This is a genomic window from Glaciihabitans sp. UYNi722, assembly GCF_040549465.1.
Taxonomy (GTDB): Bacteria; Actinomycetota; Actinomycetes; order Actinomycetales; family Microbacteriaceae; genus Lacisediminihabitans.
The window spans coordinates 78,715-96,998 of sequence record NZ_JBEPTL010000011.1; the positions used below are offsets into that span (position 1 = coordinate 78,715).

Genomic DNA, 18,284 nt, shown 5'->3' on the forward strand with positions numbered 1-18,284 from the left:
GACCGCCCCCCAAACGGCACGTAATCTTCTTACTTGTCACCCCAAAGGTTCGAAAAGCCGAAGAGCTTCCGGCCTCAAGAGGGACAACAATCCGAGTCAAATAGCAGTGAACCTCTTGTAGGAAGCTGTCTTCAGATCTTAGGATGAATAACCCACCTCGTGAGATTGTCCAGACGGTTTGGTGCGCGCTTTTCAAGCCGCTCCGGTCGATTTGACAAGGCCAGCGAAGGTGGTAAGTTAGACAAGTTGCCCGGCGCGAGAGTGCAGGCGACAAACAGGTAAAAGAGTTGCCCTGGCAGCCGAGTCGCGAGACGAGGCACCGGGAGCGTCCGATCCTTGAGAACTCAACAGCGTGCACAATGTCAAATGCCAAAAACCTCGTCTGTAGGAACTGTTTTCTAACGGTTACCGCAGAGGAGATTCCTTTGGAAAACATTTAAACAACAAAGCAAGTCAGTATTGATTTGTTCTGTCAGTTTCAAACTTGTGTCGGCCGCCTATTCCGGTGGCTTGACACACTAGATGTGCCACTGCGCTGTCTAAGGCTTTGCTTTAGCGCGAGGTGTGCAATCAAACATTTACGGAGAGTTTGATCCTGGCTCAGGATGAACGCTGGCGGCGTGCTTAACACATGCAAGTCGAACGGTGAAAGAGGAGCTTGCTCCTCTGGATCAGTGGCGAACGGGTGAGTAACACGTGAGTAACCTGCCCTTGACTCTGGGATAAGCACTGGAAACGGTGTCTAATACCGGATACGAACTTCGAAGGCATCTTCAGGAGTTGGAAAGAATTTTGGTCAAGGATGGACTCGCGGCCTATCAGCTAGTTGGTGAGGTAAAGGCTCACCAAGGCGACGACGGGTAGCCGGCCTGAGAGGGTGACCGGCCACACTGGGACTGAGACACGGCCCAGACTCCTACGGGAGGCAGCAGTGGGGAATATTGCACAATGGGCGCAAGCCTGATGCAGCAACGCCGCGTGAGGGACGACGGCCTTCGGGTTGTAAACCTCTTTTAGTAGGGAAGAAGCGAAAGTGACGGTACCTGCAGAAAAAGCACCGGCTAACTACGTGCCAGCAGCCGCGGTAATACGTAGGGTGCAAGCGTTATCCGGAATTATTGGGCGTAAAGAGCTCGTAGGCGGTTTGTCGCGTCTGCTGTGAAAACTGGAGGCTCAACCTCCAGCCTGCAGTGGGTACGGGCAGACTAGAGTGCGGTAGGGGAGATTGGAATTCCTGGTGTAGCGGTGGAATGCGCAGATATCAGGAGGAACACCGATGGCGAAGGCAGATCTCTGGGCCGTAACTGACGCTGAGGAGCGAAAGCATGGGGAGCGAACAGGATTAGATACCCTGGTAGTCCATGCCGTAAACGTTGGGAACTAGATGTAGGGTCCATTCCACGGATTCTGTGTCGCAGCTAACGCATTAAGTTCCCCGCCTGGGGAGTACGGCCGCAAGGCTAAAACTCAAAGGAATTGACGGGGGCCCGCACAAGCGGCGGAGCATGCGGATTAATTCGATGCAACGCGAAGAACCTTACCAAGGCTTGACATATACCGGAAAAGGCTGGAAACAGTCTCCCCGCAAGGTCGGTATACAGGTGGTGCATGGTTGTCGTCAGCTCGTGTCGTGAGATGTTGGGTTAAGTCCCGCAACGAGCGCAACCCTCGTTCTATGTTGCCAGCACGTAATGGTGGGAACTCATAGGAGACTGCCGGGGTCAACTCGGAGGAAGGTGGGGATGACGTCAAATCATCATGCCCCTTATGTCTTGGGCTTCACGCATGCTACAATGGCCGGTACAAAGGGCTGCAATACCGCAAGGTGGAGCGAATCCCAAAAAGCCGGTCTCAGTTCGGATTGAGGTCTGCAACTCGACCTCATGAAGTCGGAGTCGCTAGTAATCGCAGATCAGCAACGCTGCGGTGAATACGTTCCCGGGCCTTGTACACACCGCCCGTCAAGTCATGAAAGTCGGTAACACCCGAAGCCAGTGGCCCAACCGCAAGGAGGGAGCTGTCGAAGGTGGGATCGGTAATTAGGACTAAGTCGTAACAAGGTAGCCGTACCGGAAGGTGCGGCTGGATCACCTCCTTTCTAAGGAGCATGTGCAAGTCCGTCTGTATACAGCGGAATTAACTTGCCAAGTCATTTCGGAGGCATACGTCCTCCGGTGGCGCTCATGGGTGGAACATTGACATTGTGACCAGGTTGGAGACCTGGACTTAGTACGCCTTCTTCGGAAGGCTGGAAAGGTCCACGTCGAAAGCCTGGTCTTCTGCACGCTGTTGGGTCCTGAGGGACCGGGCTGGCCTGCTCCTTTGGGAGTCGGTTGACTGGACTTCTGGACCAACGATGACCTTCGGGTTGTTACGGTCTTGGACTTCGATCCCTGGCGAACTACCGGCACATGATTACTCATGACACGGCAAGCACAGGTAAGACGAAGTACCGCCCGTACTTTGAGAACTACACAGTGGACGCGAGCATCTTAGAGACTGCTCGTCAATGACATCCGGGCTTGCCCGGGCGTTCGGCGATGAGTTGATCTCTTCATTAAAGATTTTGCAATGCGTTGTTTATTCAACGTTGCGCTGATTTTTGTGTAATTTTGTCATCAAGTTTCTAAGTGCAAACGGTGGATGCCTTGGCATCTGGAGCCGATGAAGGACGTATAAATCTGCGATAAGCCTCGGGGAGCTGATAATAGAGCCTCGATCCGAGGATTTCCGAATGGGGAAACCCCGCTGGGTATAGCAATATAACCCAGTGACTCCCGCCTGAATATATAGGGCGGGTAGAGGGAACGTGGGGAAGTGAAACATCTCAGTACCCACAGGAAGAGAAAGCAAAAGCGATTCCGTAAGTAGTGGCGAGCGAAACCGGAAGAGGCCAAACCGATCATGTGTGATAGCCGGCAGGCGTTGCATGGTCGGGGTTGCGGGACTTTTTAGCAGTTACTGCCGTACTGCAACAGTTACAGCGCGATATAGACGAATGGCATTGAAAGGCCAGTCACAGAGGGTGCCAACCCCGTAGTCGAAATGTCGTAATGGCTGAAGAAGTATCCCAAGTATCACGGGGCCCGAGAAATCCCGTGTGAATCTGTCAGGACCACCTGATAAGCCTAAATACTCCCAGATGACCGATAGCGGACAAGTACCGTGAGGGAAAGGTGAAAAGTACCCCGGGAGGGGAGTGAAATAGTACCTGAAACCGTTTGCATACAAACCGTTGGAGCCTCCTTAGTAGGGGTGACAGCGTGCCTTTTGAAGAATGAGCCTGCGAGTTAGTGATCAGTGGCGAGGTTAACCCGAGTGGGGTAGCCGTAGCGAAAGCGAGTCTGAATAGGGCGTTATAGTCGCTGGTTCTAGACCCGAAGCGAAGTGATCTATCCATGGCCAGGTTGAAGCGACGGTAAGACGTCGTGGAGGACCGAACCCACTTCAGTTGAAAATGGAGGGGATGAGCTGTGGATAGGGGTGAAAGGCCAATCAAACTTCGTGATAGCTGGTTCTCTCCGAAATGCATTTAGGTGCAGCGTTGCGTGTTTCTTGCCGGAGGTAGAGCTACTGGATAGCTGATGGGCCCCAAAAGGTTACTGACGTTAGCCAAACTCCGAATGCCGGTAAGTGAGAGCGCAGCAGTGAGACGGTGGGGGATAAGCTTCATCGTCGAGAGGGAAACAACCCAGACTACCAACTAAGGTCCCAAAGCGTGTGCTAAGTGGGAAAGGATGTGGAGTTGCATAGACAACCAGGAGGTTGGCTTAGAAGCAGCCACCCTTGAAAGAGTGCGTAATAGCTCACTGGTCAAGTGATTCCGCGCCGACAATGTAACGGGGCTCAAGCACACCACCGAAGTTGTAGATTTCGTATAGTAGCCCGGCCCACTTTTGTGGGTCCAGGCGTACGGAGTGGTAGGAGAGCGTCGTGTGGCGAGCGAAGCGGCGGTGTAAACCAGCCGTGGATGCCACACGAGTGAGAATGCAGGCATGAGTAGCGAAAGACGGGTGAGAAACCCGTCCTCCGAAAGAACAAGGGTTCCAGGGCCAGGCTAATCCGCCCTGGGTAAGTCGGGACCTAAGGCGAGGCCGACAGGCGTAGTCGATGGACAACGGGTTGATATTCCCGTACTGACGAAGAACCGCCCAAGATAATCCAGCGATGCTAAGTGTCTGAATCCCATAGATGGATCCCTTCGGGGTGAAGCGTTGGGCCTAGCACACGACCCTATGCTGGTGCGTTTAGCGTATTAACAGGTGTGACGCAGGAAGGTAGCTGAGCCGGGCGATGGTTGTCCCGGTCTAAGGATGTAGGGCGAACGATAGGCAAATCCGTCGTTCACATAGCCTGAGACCCGATGGGTAGCTCTTACGAGCGAAATCAGTGATCCTATGCTGCCAAGAAAAGCATCGACGCGAGGTTCAAGTCACCCGTACCCCAAACCGACTCAGGTGTTCAGGTAGAGAATACCAAGGAGATCGAGAGAATCGTGGTTAAGGAACTCGGCAAAATGCCCCCGTAACTTCGGGAGAAGGGGGGCCCGCGGTGTGAAAGGACTTGCTCCTGGAGCACCATACGGCCGCAGAGACCAGTGGGAAGCGACTGTTTACTAAAAACACAGGTCCGTGCCAAGTCGCAAGACGATGTATACGGACTGACGCCTGCCCGGTGCTGGAAGGTTAAGAGGAACGGTTAGCCGCAAGGCGAAGCTGAGAATTTAAGCCCCAGTAAACGGCGGTGGTAACTATAACCATCCTAAGGTAGCGAAATTCCTTGTCGGGTAAGTTCCGACCTGCACGAATGGCGTAACGACTTCCCAGCTGTCTCAACCGCGAACTCGGCGAAATTGCACTACGAGTAAAGATGCTCGTTACGCGCAGAAGGACGGAAAGACCCCGTGACCTTTACTACAGCTTGGTATTGGTGTTCGGTGTGGCTTGTGTAGGATAGGTGGGAGACTGTGAAGCTTGGACGCTAGTTCAGGTGGAGTCATTGTTGAAATACCACTCTGGTCACTCTGGATATCTAACTTCGAACCATAATCTGGTTCAGGGACAGTGCCTGGTGGGTAGTTTAACTGGGGCGGTTGCCTCCTAAAAAGTAACGGAGGCGCCCAAAGGTTCCCTCAATCTGGTTGGCAATCAGATGTCGAGTGTAAGTGCACAAGGGAGCTTGACTGTGAGACTGACAAGTCGAGCAGGGACGAAAGTCGGGACTAGTGATCCGGCAGTGGCTTGTGGAAGCGCTGTCGCTCAACGGATAAAAGGTACCTCGGGGATAACAGGCTGATCTTGCCCAAGAGTCCATATCGACGGCATGGTTTGGCACCTCGATGTCGGCTCGTCGCATCCTGGGGCTGGAGTAGGTCCCAAGGGTTGGGCTGTTCGCCCATTAAAGCGGTACGCGAGCTGGGTTTAGAACGTCGTGAGACAGTTCGGTCCCTATCCTCTGCGCGCGCAGGAAATTTGAGAAGATCTATCCCTAGTACGAGAGGACCGGGATGGACGAACCTCTGGTGTGTCAGTTGTTCCGCCAGGAGCACCGCTGATTAGCTACGTTCGGAATGGATAACCGCTGAAAGCATCTAAGCGGGAAGCCAGCTTCAAGATGAGATTTCCATGACTTAGGTCGAGAGGCTCCCAGCTAGACTACTGGGTTGATAGGCGGGATGTGGAAGCGAGGACTAAAGACTCGTGGAGCTGACCCGTACTAATAAGCCGATAACTTGATAACACTTTTGCTTGCGTCCACTGAGTGGTTCCCGATGTACGGTCGGGAATCAGCACAACAGATGCTCTTTTAGAGAGCACGCTGTTGGCTAATTCGAAACCTATATCCATAGTGTTTCGGCGGCCATAGCGAGAGGGAAACGCCCGGTCACATTCCGAACCCGGAAGCTAAGACTCTCTGCGCCGATGGTACTGCAAGGGGGACCTTGTGGGAGAGTAGGACACCGCCGGACTTCTTTGTAAGATGGCCACCCACTGCGTCGAATAGACGCGGTTGGGTGGCTATTTTGCGTTAACCACCTATCTTCCGACGCAGCCTCAAGCTGCGCCGGCGACAGCTCAATAGAGATTCTTCGAGAACTGAGGAGACACTGTGTCCGATTTTGGAGACCGCGGTAGGCGGCCTGGAGAGAGGCCGGGCGGCGGCAAGCCAGAAGGCGGCAGGCCTCCTCGCGGCGGCGATCGTCCCCAGCGTGGCCGTCCCGAGGCGGACCTATCGAAGGATCCACGCGAACGTCGCGCGGGCGACCGCCCAGGGTATCAAGGCCGATCACCTCGTGACGAGCCGAGTGAGGATCGCGACCCTTACGGCATCCGTTCCGTCCGCAACCGGCACGACGACCCTGAGATCCCCGACACCGTCCAAGCGAAGGATCTGGACCGTGTGGCGCGTGCCCAGCTCAAGACGCTGAGCAAGGAGAACGCCGACGGCGTGGCTCAGCATCTCGTGATGGTGGGCCAGCTGATCGAGACCAATCCTCAGCTCGCCCATGCGCACGCGGTATCCGCAGCTCGTCGTGCAGGGCGCATCGCCGTCGTGCGCGAGACGCTGGCGATCACGGCCTATTCGATCGGCGATTTCGGCCTCGCTCTTCGGGAACTCCGCACCTATCGACGCATCTCCGGCCGCGACGACCAGCTACCGCTCATGGTGGACAGCGAGCGTGGGCTCGGCCGACCGGACAGGGCCCTTGAGCTCGCTCGTTCGGTGCCGCGCTCTTCCCTGTCCGTCGACGTGCAGGTGCAGTTGGCGATCGCGATGTCCGGCGCACGCCTGGACCTCGGCCAGACGGACGCCGCTCTCACCGAGTTGCAGATACCGCAGCTGAACCCCGACAAGGCCTTCTCCTGGAGCCCCGCGCTGTTCGATGCCTATGCCTCCGTGCTCGAGGATCTCGGCCGTGACGACGAAGCCGAAGAATGGTGGCAGCGCTCCGATCGTGCCAGCGAGGTGCTCGACTCAGGTGGCGAGTCCGGCGAGGACGACCTGGTCGAAATCGTTGAAGAGGATGCGGACGACGATGTGGAAGAGGAACCAGCCGACGGCGGGGAGTCGAGGAGTGAGTGATGTGACGCCACTCGATGGCGTGGACGTGGTGCTCGCCGACCTGGACGGCGTGATCTACAGGGGCTCCGATGCGATTCCCTATGCGGTCGAGAGCATCAATGCGGTGGCCGACGGTCGCCGGGTCGGGTACATCACCAACAACGCCTCCCGTACCCCGGCATCCGTGGCCGAGCACCTGTCGAGTCTCGGTCTGAGAGTTGAACCGGATGATGTCGTCACCTCGCCGCAGGCGGCCGTGCGGCTACTCGCCGGACTTGTGCCCGCTGGCGCGACGGTGCTCGTGGTTGGCGGTGACGGGCTGACTTCAGAGGTGGAAAAGGCCGGGTTCTCGGTGACGCTGTCCGCGGAGGACAAGCCCGCCGCGGTGATCCAGGGCTTCGCTCCGGACGTCGGTTGGACCCAGCTCGCTGAAGCATCGTTCGCCCTGCAGGAAGACATCCCGTGGGTCGCGACCAACACCGACTGGACCATTCCACAGGCTCGCGGTGTGGCTCCCGGCAACGGAACGCTGGTGTCTGCGGTGCACGCCGCGGTCGGGCGACTGCCCGTGGTCGCGGGCAAGCCCGAAGCGGCGATCTTTGAGGAGGCGGTGCGGCGTTTCGGTGCGTCGAAGGCACTGTTCCTCGGCGATCGGCTGGACACCGACATCCTCGGCGCGAATCGTGCCGGTATCGATTCTGTGCTGGTGCTCACTGGCATCGACAGGGCGAAGCAGGCGCTCGCGGCCGACAAGAACTCGCGGCCGACCTACATCCTCGACGACCTGCGCCAGCTTCATGAGCCATATCCGGCCACGAAGGTCTCGAATGACGACGCCACCGGCGATCGGATCGTCTCGGTCGGATCGTCGGCGGTACGAGTGGCGGGCAATGCCGTGACAGTGGAGCGTGCGGGGGAGCACCCTGTGAACCTGTTGCGGGCGGCAGCATCCGCGATCTGGAATTCTGGCATGGCGATCTACGCGCTTGAGGTCGCACCGGAGCTCTACGCGTAAGAGGTAGCGTTGACGCATGGCTGATGAGAGCACGACGGAGAACGGCAGTGGTGGCGAGACGGATGCCCTGCTGTCGCGCCTGCAGGTAATCGAGGATCAGCCGCTCGACCAGCGCGCGCCGGCATACCGGCAGATCCACGATCGGCTGCAGACCATTCTCGAGGGCGGGGACGCTCCACAGCAGCATGGCTGAACTTCGACTGGATGCGGCACTCGCTGAGCGCGGTATCGTGCGTTCGCGCACGCAGGCGGCCCGATACATCGCTGACGGCTCGGTCACGATCGATGGTGCGATGGCCGTCAAAGCGTCGACGAGAGTGACCGACGACCAGGTACTCGCGCTCACCGCGCTCGATCATTATGTCAGCCGAGCCGCCCACAAACTTCTGGCGGCTCTCGACGAGTTCCCTGTGCCGATCGAGGGGCGCGCAGCCTTCGATGTCGGTGCATCGACGGGGGGCTTCACCCAGGTGCTGCTCGAGCGGGGTGCTGCCTCTGTCGTCGCCCTCGATGTCGGCCATGGGCAGCTCGATCCTTTTATCGGCAATGATTCCCGGGTCACTGTCATCGAAGGGTTCAATGCTCGCGAGTTGACGGTGGAGGGTCTGGATGCCGAGGCTCACCGTGCGGTGCGCGCGGAGGTCGTCGTCTCCGACCTGTCCTTCATCTCGCTGACCACGGTGCTGCCTGCCATGGTTGGAACAGTGGGACTCGCGGCCGACTACATCCTGCTGATCAAGCCGCAGTTCGAAGTGGGGCGCACCGGCATCCGCGAGGGCATCGTTCACGCGCCGGGGCTGCGCGCCGACGCCATCAGCGGGGTGCTCTGGGCGGCCTGGGATCGTGGGCTCGGCACGGCAGGGCTCATCTCCTCACCCATCCTCGGAAACGCCGGAAACCATGAGTATCTCGTCTGGTTGAGCGCAACCGCAGGTGGCAATCCGACAGAATGGAGTGACCGGGTGACGACTCTGTCCCGCCCGACCTGACGTTTCATCCGATAGTTGAAGTTCGGCCCGACGCATGAGGAGATCACCAGTGGCTGCACGGTACATGCTCGTCGTCGCGCACACCGGACGAGAGGATTCGCTCGACGCCGCGGTCTCGGTGAATCGCCAGCTCATCGCCGCCGGTGTGGTGCCGGTGATGAAGCCGGACGAACACGACGATGTCGCGCATAAGGCGCCAGACCTCTCACCCGCGATGGAGGTACTCGGCGAAACCGTCGGCATCAAGGAGCTTGAACTCGTGATCGTGCTCGGCGGCGACGGCACCATTCTGCGTTCGGCCGAGCTGGTACGAGGATGCGCGGCTCCACTGCTCGGCGTGAACCTCGGACATGTCGGGTTTCTCGCCGAAAGCGAGCGGGACAACCTCACCGAGGCCGTGAGCAGGGCGCTCGCGCGCGATTACGAGGTTGAGGAGCGGATGACACTGTCCGTGCGCGTCAAGGTCGCCTCGGAGGTCGTCTACGAGACCTGGGCTCTCAACGAAGCCACCGTCGAAAAGGCAAGCCGGGAGCGGATGCTCGAAGTCGTCATCGAGGTCGATGGCCGGCCGTTGTCATCTTTCGGCTGCGACGGCGTGGTCATGTCGACGCCGACCGGTTCCACGGCCTACGCATTCTCCGCCGGCGGACCCGTGGTCTGGCCCGGGGTGGACGCCATGTTGCTCGTTCCGCTGAGCCCGCACGCCCTGTTCGGGCGACCTCTCGTGGTCGGGCCTGACTCGGTCTTTGCGGTGGAAGTTTTGCAGCGTACCCAGGGCACCGGTGTGCTCTGGTGTGACGGCCGTCGCACGCACGACCTACCCCTTGGTGCACGTGTGGTCGTGCGACGCTCCAACGTTCCGGTGCGGCTGGCTCGCCTGCATCAGGGTCCCTTCACCGACAGGCTGGTCGGCAAGTTCAACCTGCCGACGAACGGCTGGCGTGGTCCGAACAGCAACGATGACGGTGCAGTGGCGTGATCGAAGAAATCTCCATCCGCAACCTGGGGGTGATCGGTGAGGCGACGCTGCCTCTCGGGCCGGGGTTCACGGCCGTCACCGGTGAGACCGGTGCGGGTAAGACAATGGTGGTCACCGCTCTCGGCCTCCTGCTCGGTGAGCGCTCCGACAGTTCGATCCTCCGCCAGGGTGGCGACTCTGTGGTCATCGAAGGACGCTGGCAGATCGACCCCACCGGTTCGGTCGCCGAGCGGGTTCGCGACGCCGGTGGCGACATGGACGGCGACGAGTTGATCCTCGGGCGTTCCGTCTCGAAAGACGGCCGGAGCCGGGCCGTCGTCGGTGGTCGTGCGGCACCCGTCGGCGTTCTCAACGAGATCGGCCAGCAACTCGTCGTGGTGCACGGACAGTCCGACCAGGTGCGGCTACGCTCCGCGACCGCCCAGCGCGAAGCTCTCGATCGTTTCGCGGGTTCTGAGCTGTCGAATCTTCTCGGCGAGTACGAGGAGACCTACCGCCGCTGGCAGTCGAACCATGGCGAGCTCGATGTTCTCGTCGCGGAGCGCGACCGCCGCGCACTGGAGGCCGACGAGCTGCGCGTCGCGATGGCCGAAATCGAGGCCGTCGCGCCGATCCGGGGTGAGGATGAGGAGCTCGCCGAGCGCGCCGAGCGGCTCAGTAACCTCGAAGACCTTCGCCTTGCCGCCGCGCAGGCGCACGAACTGATCTCCTCCGAGAGCCTCGACGAGATACCGGATGTGCTGGGACTGCTCGAGACCGCACGGCGCCAGGTGGAGCGGGCATCCGATCACGATCCGACCCTGATACCGATCATGGAGGCGATCGCGGGAGCCAGCTTCGCGGTGTCGGATGTCTCCGCCCAGCTGTCCAGTTATCTCGGCGGTATCGATGCCGATGGAGCACGCGAGCTCGAGATCGTGCAGGAGCGCCGTGCGGATCTCTCCACTCTCACCAGGAAGTACGGTCCGGGCCTCGACGATGCCATCGACTATCTCGACATCGGCAGCACCCGACTGCTCGAGCTGGACAACGATTCCGATCGCATCGACGCGCTCGGCATCGAGGTGGGGGCTGACCGTTCACGGGTCGTGGCGCTCGCAGCCCGGCTCAGCTCTGTTCGCCGGGATTTCGCGACGCGACTTTCCGAGCGCGTGACCGCGGAACTCGGTGCGCTCGCCATGCAGAACGCGCGTCTGGTGGTGGAGGTCGCCGATCGCCAGGATTACACCCTGAGCGGCAAAGACACCGTGTCGTTCCTGCTCGCCGCACACCAGGGGGCGGAGCCGCGGCCGTTGGGCAGGGGAGCATCCGGAGGCGAGCTCTCGCGGGTCATGCTCGCGATCGAGGTCGTCATCGCCGGCAGCGACCCGGTGCCCACTTTCATCTTCGACGAGGTGGATGCGGGAGTGGGCGGGGCATCCGCCATCGAGATCGGGCGTCGACTCGCCCAGCTGGCGAAAACCGCCCAGGTGATCGCGGTGACGCACCTGGCCCAGGTCGCAGCCTTCTCGAACAACCACCTGCGCGTGGTCAAAGACAGTGACGGCGAGGTCACCGCCAGCAGCGTGCAGCAATTGCAGGGCGACGAGCGGGTGGTGGAGATGGCTCGCCTGCTCTCCGGTCTGCAGGAGTCCGAGAGTGGGCTCGAACACGCACGAGAACTGATCGAGACGGCTCGTTCGCTCGACAGCTGAGACTGGCCGATATCCGGCACGTCGCGCCACGCAGAGCGCCTCTTCGCCCTGATAAGCTGTAACCCCGTGGTGGTCAAACATAAAGCGGATACAACTAAGCACATCTTCGTCACCGGCGGTGTCGTTTCGAGTCTCGGTAAGGGACTCACGGCAGCAAGTCTCGGTAACCTTCTCACCGCTCGCGGTCTCCGCGTCGTCATGCAGAAGCTCGACCCGTACCTGAACGTGGATCCGGGCACCATGAACCCCTTCCAGCATGGCGAGGTCTTCGTCACAGACGACGGGGCGGAGACCGACCTCGACATCGGCCACTACGAGCGATTCCTCGATATCAACCTCAGCCAGGCTGCCAACGTCACCACCGGCCAGATCTATTCGACGGTTATTGCCAAGGAGCGCCGAGGCGAGTACCTCGGCGACACGGTGCAGGTGATTCCGCACATCACCGACGAGATCAAACGACGTATGCGCCTGCAGGCATCCGAAGACAATAAGCCCGACGTGATCATCACCGAGGTCGGAGGCACGGTTGGCGACATCGAGTCGCAGCCATTCCTTGAGGCCGCACGCCAGGTGCGTCACGAGATCGGTCGGTCCAACTGCTTCTTCGTGCACGTGTCGCTCGTTCCCTACCTCAACGCCTCTGGCGAGCAGAAGACGAAGCCAACCCAACACTCGGTTGCTGCGCTTCGCTCCATCGGTATCCAGCCGGATGCGATTGTGCTGCGTTCCGATCGCCCCGTTCCCGAGGCGATGAATCGCAAGATCGCCCTGATGTGCGACGTGGACCCAGAAGCCGTCGTGAATGCGATCGACGTTCCGAGCATCTACGACATCCCGACCATGCTGCACGACCAGGGACTCGACGCCTACATCACCGAGCACTTCGGTCTCGAGACGAACGACGTCGACTGGTCGGGCTGGAGCGATCTGCTCAAGGCCGTGCACGAACCGAAGTTCGACGTGACGATCGGGCTAGTTGGCAAGTACATCGATCTTCCGGACGCCTACCTGTCGGTGACCGAAGCGCTGCGTGCCGGCGGTTTCGCGCAGCAGGCGAAGGTCAACATCCGTTGGGTGCCGTCGGACGAGTGTGAGACGCCAGAGGGCGCGGCAAAGCACCTGTCGGATGTCGACGGCATCTGTGTTCCCGGCGGCTTCGGCGTTCGTGGCATCGAGGGCAAGCTCGGCGCTCTCGAGTTCGCGCGGGAGAACGGCATTCCAGCCCTCGGTCTCTGCCTCGGGTTGCAGTGCATGGTGATCGAGTACGCCCGGAACGTCGTCGGGCTCGACGGTGCCTCATCGTCGGAGTTCGACCCTGAGACCGAGTTCCCGGTGATCGCGACCATGGCGGAGCAGGTCGACATCATCGCAGGCGGAGACCTCGGAGGCACGATGCGCCTCGGCCTGTACCCGGCAGACCTCGCGGACGGCTCGATCGTCGCCGGCGCCTACGGAGCGGCGCAGGTCTCAGAGCGCCACCGTCACCGCTACGAGGTCAACAACGCATACCGCGGCCAGATCGCGGATGCCGGGCTCCGCTTCTCCGGAGTCTCCCCAGACGGTCACCTGGTCGAGTTCGTCGAGCTGCCGCGCGAGGTGCACCCCTACTACGTCGGAACGCAGGCACACCCTGAACTCCGCTCACGCCCCAACCGCGCGCATCCGCTGTTCAAGGGGCTCGTCGGCGCGGCTCTCGAACGCCAGGAGGCCAGCCGCCTGTTCGAGGTCAAGGACGAGTCGAATGACCGATGAGCTGGTCGACGACGCCTTCCCGGTGAAGGTCGAGTCGAGCGACGTTCGGTTCCATGGACATGTCTGGAACATCCGCCAGGATACGTTCGAGTACGGCGACTCGAGCATCACGCGGGAGTACGTTGACCACACTGGGGCGGTCGCGATCCTCGCCATGGACGACCACGACCGAGTGCTGCTGATCAAGCAGTATCGGCATCCGATCGGCGCCCGAGACTGGGAGATTCCGGCCGGGTTGCTCGACATTGACGGCGAATCGCCGGTGATCGGCGCCCAGCGGGAGTTGGCCGAGGAGGTCGACCTGGTCGCCGCGGACTGGAAGCTGCTCTGCGATTTCGCCATCTCTCCCGGTGGCAGCAACGAGGTCATCCGCGTCTACCTCGCCCGGGGCTTGACGGCTACCGATAGCGTTTTCGACCGCGGTGAGGAAGAGGCCGACATCGAGACTCGCTGGGCGGATCTCGACGAGGCGGTGGACGCGGTGCTGACGCGCTCCGTCGGCAACTCGATCCTGTCTATTGCTGTACTGGCTGCCCAGGCGTCGCGCGCACGCGATTGGACGAACCTCGGCGACGCGGATTCGCCGTGGCCGCGGCATCCGAAGCTGCGGTCACGTGACTAACGAGCAGGCATCGGCACTCGACGGCGCTGTCGACCGATATCTGCGCCACGTCTCGATCGAGCGTGGACTCGCCGTCAATACGGTAGCAGCCTACCGGCGCGATCTCACGGGCTACCGCGACAGTCTCGCCGCCCGGGATGTGACGACTCCTGAGGGGATAACCCAGGCCGACGTGTCGGCCTTCGCTCAGGAGCTGCGCACGCGGCCGGAAGGGGCGCTCACCGCCTCCTCGATGGCGCGGATGCTGTCGTCGGTGCGCAGCTTCCACCGGTTTCTGCTCGAGGAGGGGCTCGTCGTCGTGGATGTTGCGGTGGATGTGAAACCACCGAAGCTCGCAAGTCGGCTGCCCAAGGCGATCAGTATCGAGCAGATGGCGGCCGTGCTGGATGCGGCGATCGGCGACGACATCCAGTCGCTGCGGGACAAAGCGCTGCTCGAGTTGCTTTACGCGACGGGTGCGCGCATCTCCGAGGCTGTCGACTTGAACGTCGACGACGTCATCGGAGATGAGGGGGGCAGCGTGGATGTCGTGCGACTCTTCGGCAAGGGCGGCAAACAGCGGATCGTGCCGCTCGGCAGTTTCGCGCGGAGTGCCATCGACGCCTACCTCGTGCGGGCGCGTCCGCTGCTGTCGGTTCGCGGCAAGTCCACCCCGGCACTGTTCCTCGGACTGCGCGGGCAGCGCGTGTCACGCCAGAACGCGTGGCTCATCATCCGGGCGCGGGCGGAGAAGGCTCGGCTCGGCTTCGAGATTTCGCCGCACACGTTCCGCCACTCCTTCGCCACCCACCTGCTCGCCGGGGGAGCGGACGTACGCGTGGTGCAGGAGTTGCTCGGCCATTCCTCAGTCGCGACGACCCAGATCTACACGCTGGTGACCGCCGACACCCTGCGCGACATGTACACGACGGCCCATCCGCGAGCCCGTTAAGAGCGCCGGATGCGCGGGTGCGGAGAATCACGCAGGCGAGCCTCGCGATCCCGCAGCGACGCTTGGGTAGAATCGTCTCGGTCGGCAGGCGCCGGCGACCAAAGGTAAGGAATGTCGGGATGACAGCTAAGCGGAACAGGTCGGCTGAACAACTCACCGGTATCGACGTCCCCGCGAACGGGCCGACTGGTCGCCCACTCAGGCCTTTCGCCGAGCCTAAGCCGCTCGGCTCCCATGGTCCAGCGCGCATCATCGCTCTCTGCAACCAGAAGGGCGGAGTCGGCAAGACCACAACCGCCATCAGCCTCGGAGCCTCTCTCGCCGGCTACGGCCGTCGCGTTCTCGCCATCGACTTCGACCCCCAGGGGGCTCTTTCCGCTGGGCTTGGCGTGGCGATGCACGACGTCGCGAACATCTACGACCTCATGCTCGGCACGGTAAAGGACGCCCACGAGGCGATCCAGGAGACATCGACGCCGAACCTCGACATCATCCCCGCCAACATCGACCTGTCAGCGGCCGAGGTGCATCTCGTCAACGAGGTCGCGCGCGAACAGATCCTGGCCAGGGTGCTGCGCCAGGTGAGCGGCGAATACGACGTGATCCTCATCGACTGCCAGCCGTCTCTCGGGCTCTTGACCGTTAATGCGCTCACCGCGGCGCACGGCGTGCTGATTCCCCTGGAATGCGAGTTCTTCGCCCTTCGTGGTGTGGCGCTGCTGGTGGAGACCATCGACAAGGTCAAGGACAGGCTGAACCCGGCCCTCGACCTGGACGGCATCCTCGCCACGATGTACGACTCCCGCACGCTGCACTCCCGCGAGGTGCTGGAGCGCGTGGTCGAGACCTTCGGCGACAAGGTGTTCGAGACTGTCATCGGCCGGACGGTGAAGTTTCCGGATGCCAGCGTCTCCGGTACGCCGATCACCCAGTTCGCTCCCGATCACCAGGCGGCGGAGGCCTACCGTCAGCTCGCCAGAGAGTTGATCTCCCGTGGCGCAATCGCCTAGCGCCAACACGCAACTGTCCGTCGGCGAGCCGGACGAAGCATCCGGGTTCTCCGTCAGTCTGAGCAACTTCAACGGTCCGTTCGACCTGCTGCTGTCGCTGATCGCCAAGCATGAGCTCGACATCACCGAGATTTCGCTGAGCATCGTCACCGGCGAGTTCATCTCCTACCTTCGCCAGCTCGATTCGGTCGAGGAGCTCGATCAGGCCAGCGAGTTCCTGGTCGTCGCGGCGACACTGCTCGACCTCAAGGTCGCCGGACTCCTGCCGCAGGGCGAACTGGTGGATGCCGAGGACGTCGCGCTGCTCGAGGCACGCGATCTGTTGTTCGCCCGCCTGCTGCAGTACCGCGCCTTCAAGGAGGTGACGACCTGGTTCTCCGGCCAACTCGACGCCGAATCCACCCGTCATGTGCGCTCGGTGCGCCTGGAGGAGAAGTACCGGCGGCAGACGCCAGAACTGGTATGGACGCTGAGCGCGGAGGACTTCGCCGCGCTCGCCGCTCTCGCTCTCACGCCGCGCGAGCTTCCCACTGTCGGGCTCGACCACCTGCACGCGCCGCTGGTGAGCATCCGGGAACAGGCGGCCCACATCGTGGCGATGCTGCGCAGCGAGGAGACGATGACCTTTCGTCAGCTGATCGCCGGGGCGGAACTGAAGGGCGTCGTCATCGCACGCTTTCTCGCGGTGCTCGAGCTGTATCGCGCCGCATCCATCTCTTTCGACCAGTTGGAACCGCTGGGCGAACTCACGATCCGCTGGACCGCCGAACAGTGGTCAGAGGAGAGCCTGGCCAGTTTGGGAGCTGATTACGATGGTTGACACCGAAACGATGCTGATCGAGGAGACCGCACGACCGATCGTGGACCTCGAGCGGGCGATCGAAGCGATTCTCATGGTCGCGGATGAGCCGCAGAGCCTCGTCTCCCTCGCCACCTCGCTCGGCAGCCCAGTGCCAGCCGTGCGGCAGTCGATCGAGCGCCTAGTCGCCGACTTCGACGGCGAGAACGGTGGGGTGCGTCGTGGCTTCGAACTGCGCGAGGTCGGCGGCGGATGGCGGATGTACGTGCGTGCGGAGTACGACGACGCCGTGCGTGACTTCGTGCTCACCCAGAACCCCAGTCGGCTGTCGCAGGCGGCACTCGAGACCCTCGCCGTGATCACCTACAAGCAGCCGATCAGCCGCGGTGCGATCGCCTCGATCCGTGCGGTCAACGTCGACTCCGTCGTGCGCACACTGCTCGGGCGGGGACTCATTACCGAAGCGTTCACCGACAGCGAGACCGGCGCCATCCACTACGCCACCACCGACACCCTGCTCGCGCAGCTCGGCGTCAATTCCCTCGACGAACTGCCGCAGATCTCGCCGCTACTCGCCGACGGCTCGGAGGGTTTCGACGATGTCCGTTGACCGCGACCCCGCCGAGGACGGCGTGCGCCTGCAGAAGCTCATGGCGGCGGCAGGCGTCGCATCCCGCCGCGTCTCGGAGAACCTGATCGAGGCCGGCCGGGTCGAAGTGAACGGCGAGGTCGTGACCGAACTGGGACGGCGTGTTCTCGAGACGGATCTCGTCGCCGTGGACGGTGTCGCCATCCAGCTCGACACCTCGCGCCGCTATCTCATGCTCAACAAACCTGTTGGCATCGTGAGCTCGCTGCAGGATGACCGTGGCCGCCCCGACCTGCAGCGCTTCGTCTCCCGCTACGACGAGCGGCTCTTCAACGTCGGACGCTTGGATGCGCAGACCTCCGGACTCCTGATCCTCACCAACGACGGCGAACTCGCCCACGTGCTCGCGCATCCATCCTTCGGCGTGATGAAGACCTACATCGCCAAGGTCGAGGGCCGCGTCTCTGCCCAGACCGTGGCAAAGCTGACCGCCGGCGTCGAACTCGAGGATGGCCCGATCACCGCAGACAAGGCACGCATCGTCGGCCAGGCAGGCGCATCGGAGACCATGGTGGAGATCACCCTGCACTCGGGGCGCAACCGGATCGTCCGCAGGATGCTCGAGGAGGTCGGTCATCCGGTGATTGATCTCGTGCGCAGGCAGTTCGGTCCGCTTCACCTCGGCACTCTGGCCCACGGCGAGATCCGCGACCTCACTAAGGTGGAACTCGGGGCATTGCTGACCATCTCGCGCGAGGCGAACCGCACGGTGGCCGGCCAGACCGAGGAAGGATAGCAGCGTGCCGGCACACATACCTCGGCGGCTCCATCGCGCTTCG

Annotated in this window: 13 protein-coding genes and 3 rRNA genes; all 16 read left to right on the forward strand. The window is 61.6% G+C overall.

Annotation, left to right across the window (positions count from 1 at the left end):
- The first annotated feature begins 577 nt into the window (after positions 1–577).
- Positions 578–2,098: ribosomal RNA gene (locus tag ABIB56_RS10030) — 16S ribosomal RNA — on the forward strand.
- A 518-nt stretch (positions 2,099–2,616) separates the two neighbouring features.
- A 23S ribosomal RNA gene (locus ABIB56_RS10035) occupies positions 2,617–5,739 on the forward strand.
- A 112-nt stretch (positions 5,740–5,851) separates the two neighbouring features.
- Positions 5,852–5,968 (forward strand): 5S ribosomal RNA (gene rrf, locus ABIB56_RS10040).
- Together the 16S, 23S and 5S rRNA genes form the textbook arrangement of a ribosomal RNA operon.
- A gap of 140 nt (positions 5,969–6,108) precedes the next feature.
- Entirely contained in the window at positions 6,109–7,083 is a 975-nt protein-coding gene (locus ABIB56_RS10045) for a tetratricopeptide repeat protein (RefSeq protein WP_354569066.1), read from the forward strand.
- The gene (locus tag ABIB56_RS10050) at positions 7,037–8,077 is read left to right on the forward strand and encodes an HAD-IIA family hydrolase (RefSeq protein WP_354569067.1); all 1,041 of its coding nucleotides are present in this window, start codon (positions 7,037–7,039) and stop codon (positions 8,075–8,077) included. Before ABIB56_RS10045 ends, ABIB56_RS10050 begins: the two co-directional genes overlap by 47 nt.
- Before the next feature lie 16 nt (positions 8,078–8,093).
- Entirely contained in the window at positions 8,094–8,270 is a 177-nt protein-coding gene (locus ABIB56_RS10055) for a hypothetical protein (protein WP_354569068.1), read from the forward strand.
- Positions 8,263–9,066, forward strand: coding sequence for a TlyA family RNA methyltransferase (locus tag ABIB56_RS10060; protein ID WP_354569069.1), 804 nt, complete (start codon positions 8,263–8,265; stop codon positions 9,064–9,066). Before ABIB56_RS10055 ends, ABIB56_RS10060 begins: the two co-directional genes overlap by 8 nt.
- 34 nt (positions 9,067–9,100) lie before the next feature.
- On the forward strand, positions 9,101–10,045 hold the full coding sequence (locus tag ABIB56_RS10065; RefSeq protein WP_354569070.1) for an NAD kinase: 945 nt from the start codon (positions 9,101–9,103) through the stop codon (positions 10,043–10,045).
- Complete coding sequence (gene recN, locus ABIB56_RS10070; protein WP_354569071.1) at positions 10,042–11,739, forward strand: DNA repair protein RecN; 1,698 nt, start codon at positions 10,042–10,044, stop codon at positions 11,737–11,739. The genes ABIB56_RS10065 and recN overlap by 4 nt, the downstream gene beginning before the upstream one ends.
- 66 nt (positions 11,740–11,805) lie before the next feature.
- Positions 11,806–13,494 (forward strand): CTP synthase, encoded by a 1,689-nt coding sequence (pyrG, locus tag ABIB56_RS10075; RefSeq protein ID WP_354569072.1) that lies wholly within the window; start codon positions 11,806–11,808, stop codon positions 13,492–13,494.
- The gene (locus tag ABIB56_RS10080; protein ID WP_354569073.1) at positions 13,484–14,116 is read left to right on the forward strand and encodes an NUDIX domain-containing protein; all 633 of its coding nucleotides are present in this window, start codon (positions 13,484–13,486) and stop codon (positions 14,114–14,116) included. Before pyrG ends, ABIB56_RS10080 begins: the two co-directional genes overlap by 11 nt.
- Positions 14,109–15,047, forward strand: a complete 939-nt coding sequence (locus tag ABIB56_RS10085) for a site-specific tyrosine recombinase XerD (protein WP_354569074.1) — start codon at positions 14,109–14,111, stop codon at positions 15,045–15,047. Before ABIB56_RS10080 ends, ABIB56_RS10085 begins: the two co-directional genes overlap by 8 nt.
- 119 nt (positions 15,048–15,166) lie before the next feature.
- Positions 15,167–16,057 carry a ParA family protein gene (locus ABIB56_RS10090; protein ID WP_354569075.1) on the forward strand — a complete coding sequence of 297 codons (891 nt, stop codon included), beginning with the start codon at positions 15,167–15,169 and terminating at the stop codon, positions 16,055–16,057.
- Positions 16,041–16,877 carry a segregation and condensation protein A gene (locus ABIB56_RS10095; RefSeq protein ID WP_354569076.1) on the forward strand — a complete coding sequence of 279 codons (837 nt, stop codon included), beginning with the start codon at positions 16,041–16,043 and terminating at the stop codon, positions 16,875–16,877. Before ABIB56_RS10090 ends, ABIB56_RS10095 begins: the two co-directional genes overlap by 17 nt.
- Positions 16,870–17,466, forward strand: a complete 597-nt coding sequence (gene scpB, locus ABIB56_RS10100; RefSeq protein ID WP_354569077.1) for an SMC-Scp complex subunit ScpB — start codon at positions 16,870–16,872, stop codon at positions 17,464–17,466. Before ABIB56_RS10095 ends, scpB begins: the two co-directional genes overlap by 8 nt.
- Complete coding sequence (locus ABIB56_RS10105) at positions 17,456–18,241, forward strand: pseudouridine synthase (RefSeq protein WP_354569078.1); 786 nt, start codon at positions 17,456–17,458, stop codon at positions 18,239–18,241. The genes scpB and ABIB56_RS10105 overlap by 11 nt, the downstream gene beginning before the upstream one ends.
- Positions 18,242–18,284 lie beyond the last annotated feature (43 nt).

Excerpts from the sequence above, each read along its gene's own strand:
- ABIB56_RS10050 (WP_354569067.1), top strand. The coding sequence starts at position 7,037 with ATGTGGAAGAGGAACCAGCCGACGGCGGGGAGTCGAGGAGTGAGTGAT.
- ABIB56_RS10055 (WP_354569068.1), top strand. The coding sequence starts at position 8,094 with ATGGCTGATGAGAGCACGACGGAGAACGGCAGTGGTGGCGAGACGGAT.
- ABIB56_RS10060 (WP_354569069.1), top strand. The coding sequence starts at position 8,263 with ATGGCTGAACTTCGACTGGATGCGGCACTCGCTGAGCGCGGTATCGTG.
- ABIB56_RS10065 (WP_354569070.1), top strand. The coding sequence starts at position 9,101 with ATGAGGAGATCACCAGTGGCTGCACGGTACATGCTCGTCGTCGCGCAC.
- ABIB56_RS10080 (WP_354569073.1), top strand. The coding sequence starts at position 13,484 with ATGACCGATGAGCTGGTCGACGACGCCTTCCCGGTGAAGGTCGAGTCG.
- ABIB56_RS10090 (WP_354569075.1), top strand. The coding sequence starts at position 15,167 with ATGACAGCTAAGCGGAACAGGTCGGCTGAACAACTCACCGGTATCGAC.
- scpB (WP_354569077.1), top strand. The coding sequence starts at position 16,870 with ATGGTTGACACCGAAACGATGCTGATCGAGGAGACCGCACGACCGATC.
- ABIB56_RS10105 (WP_354569078.1), top strand. The coding sequence starts at position 17,456 with ATGTCCGTTGACCGCGACCCCGCCGAGGACGGCGTGCGCCTGCAGAAG.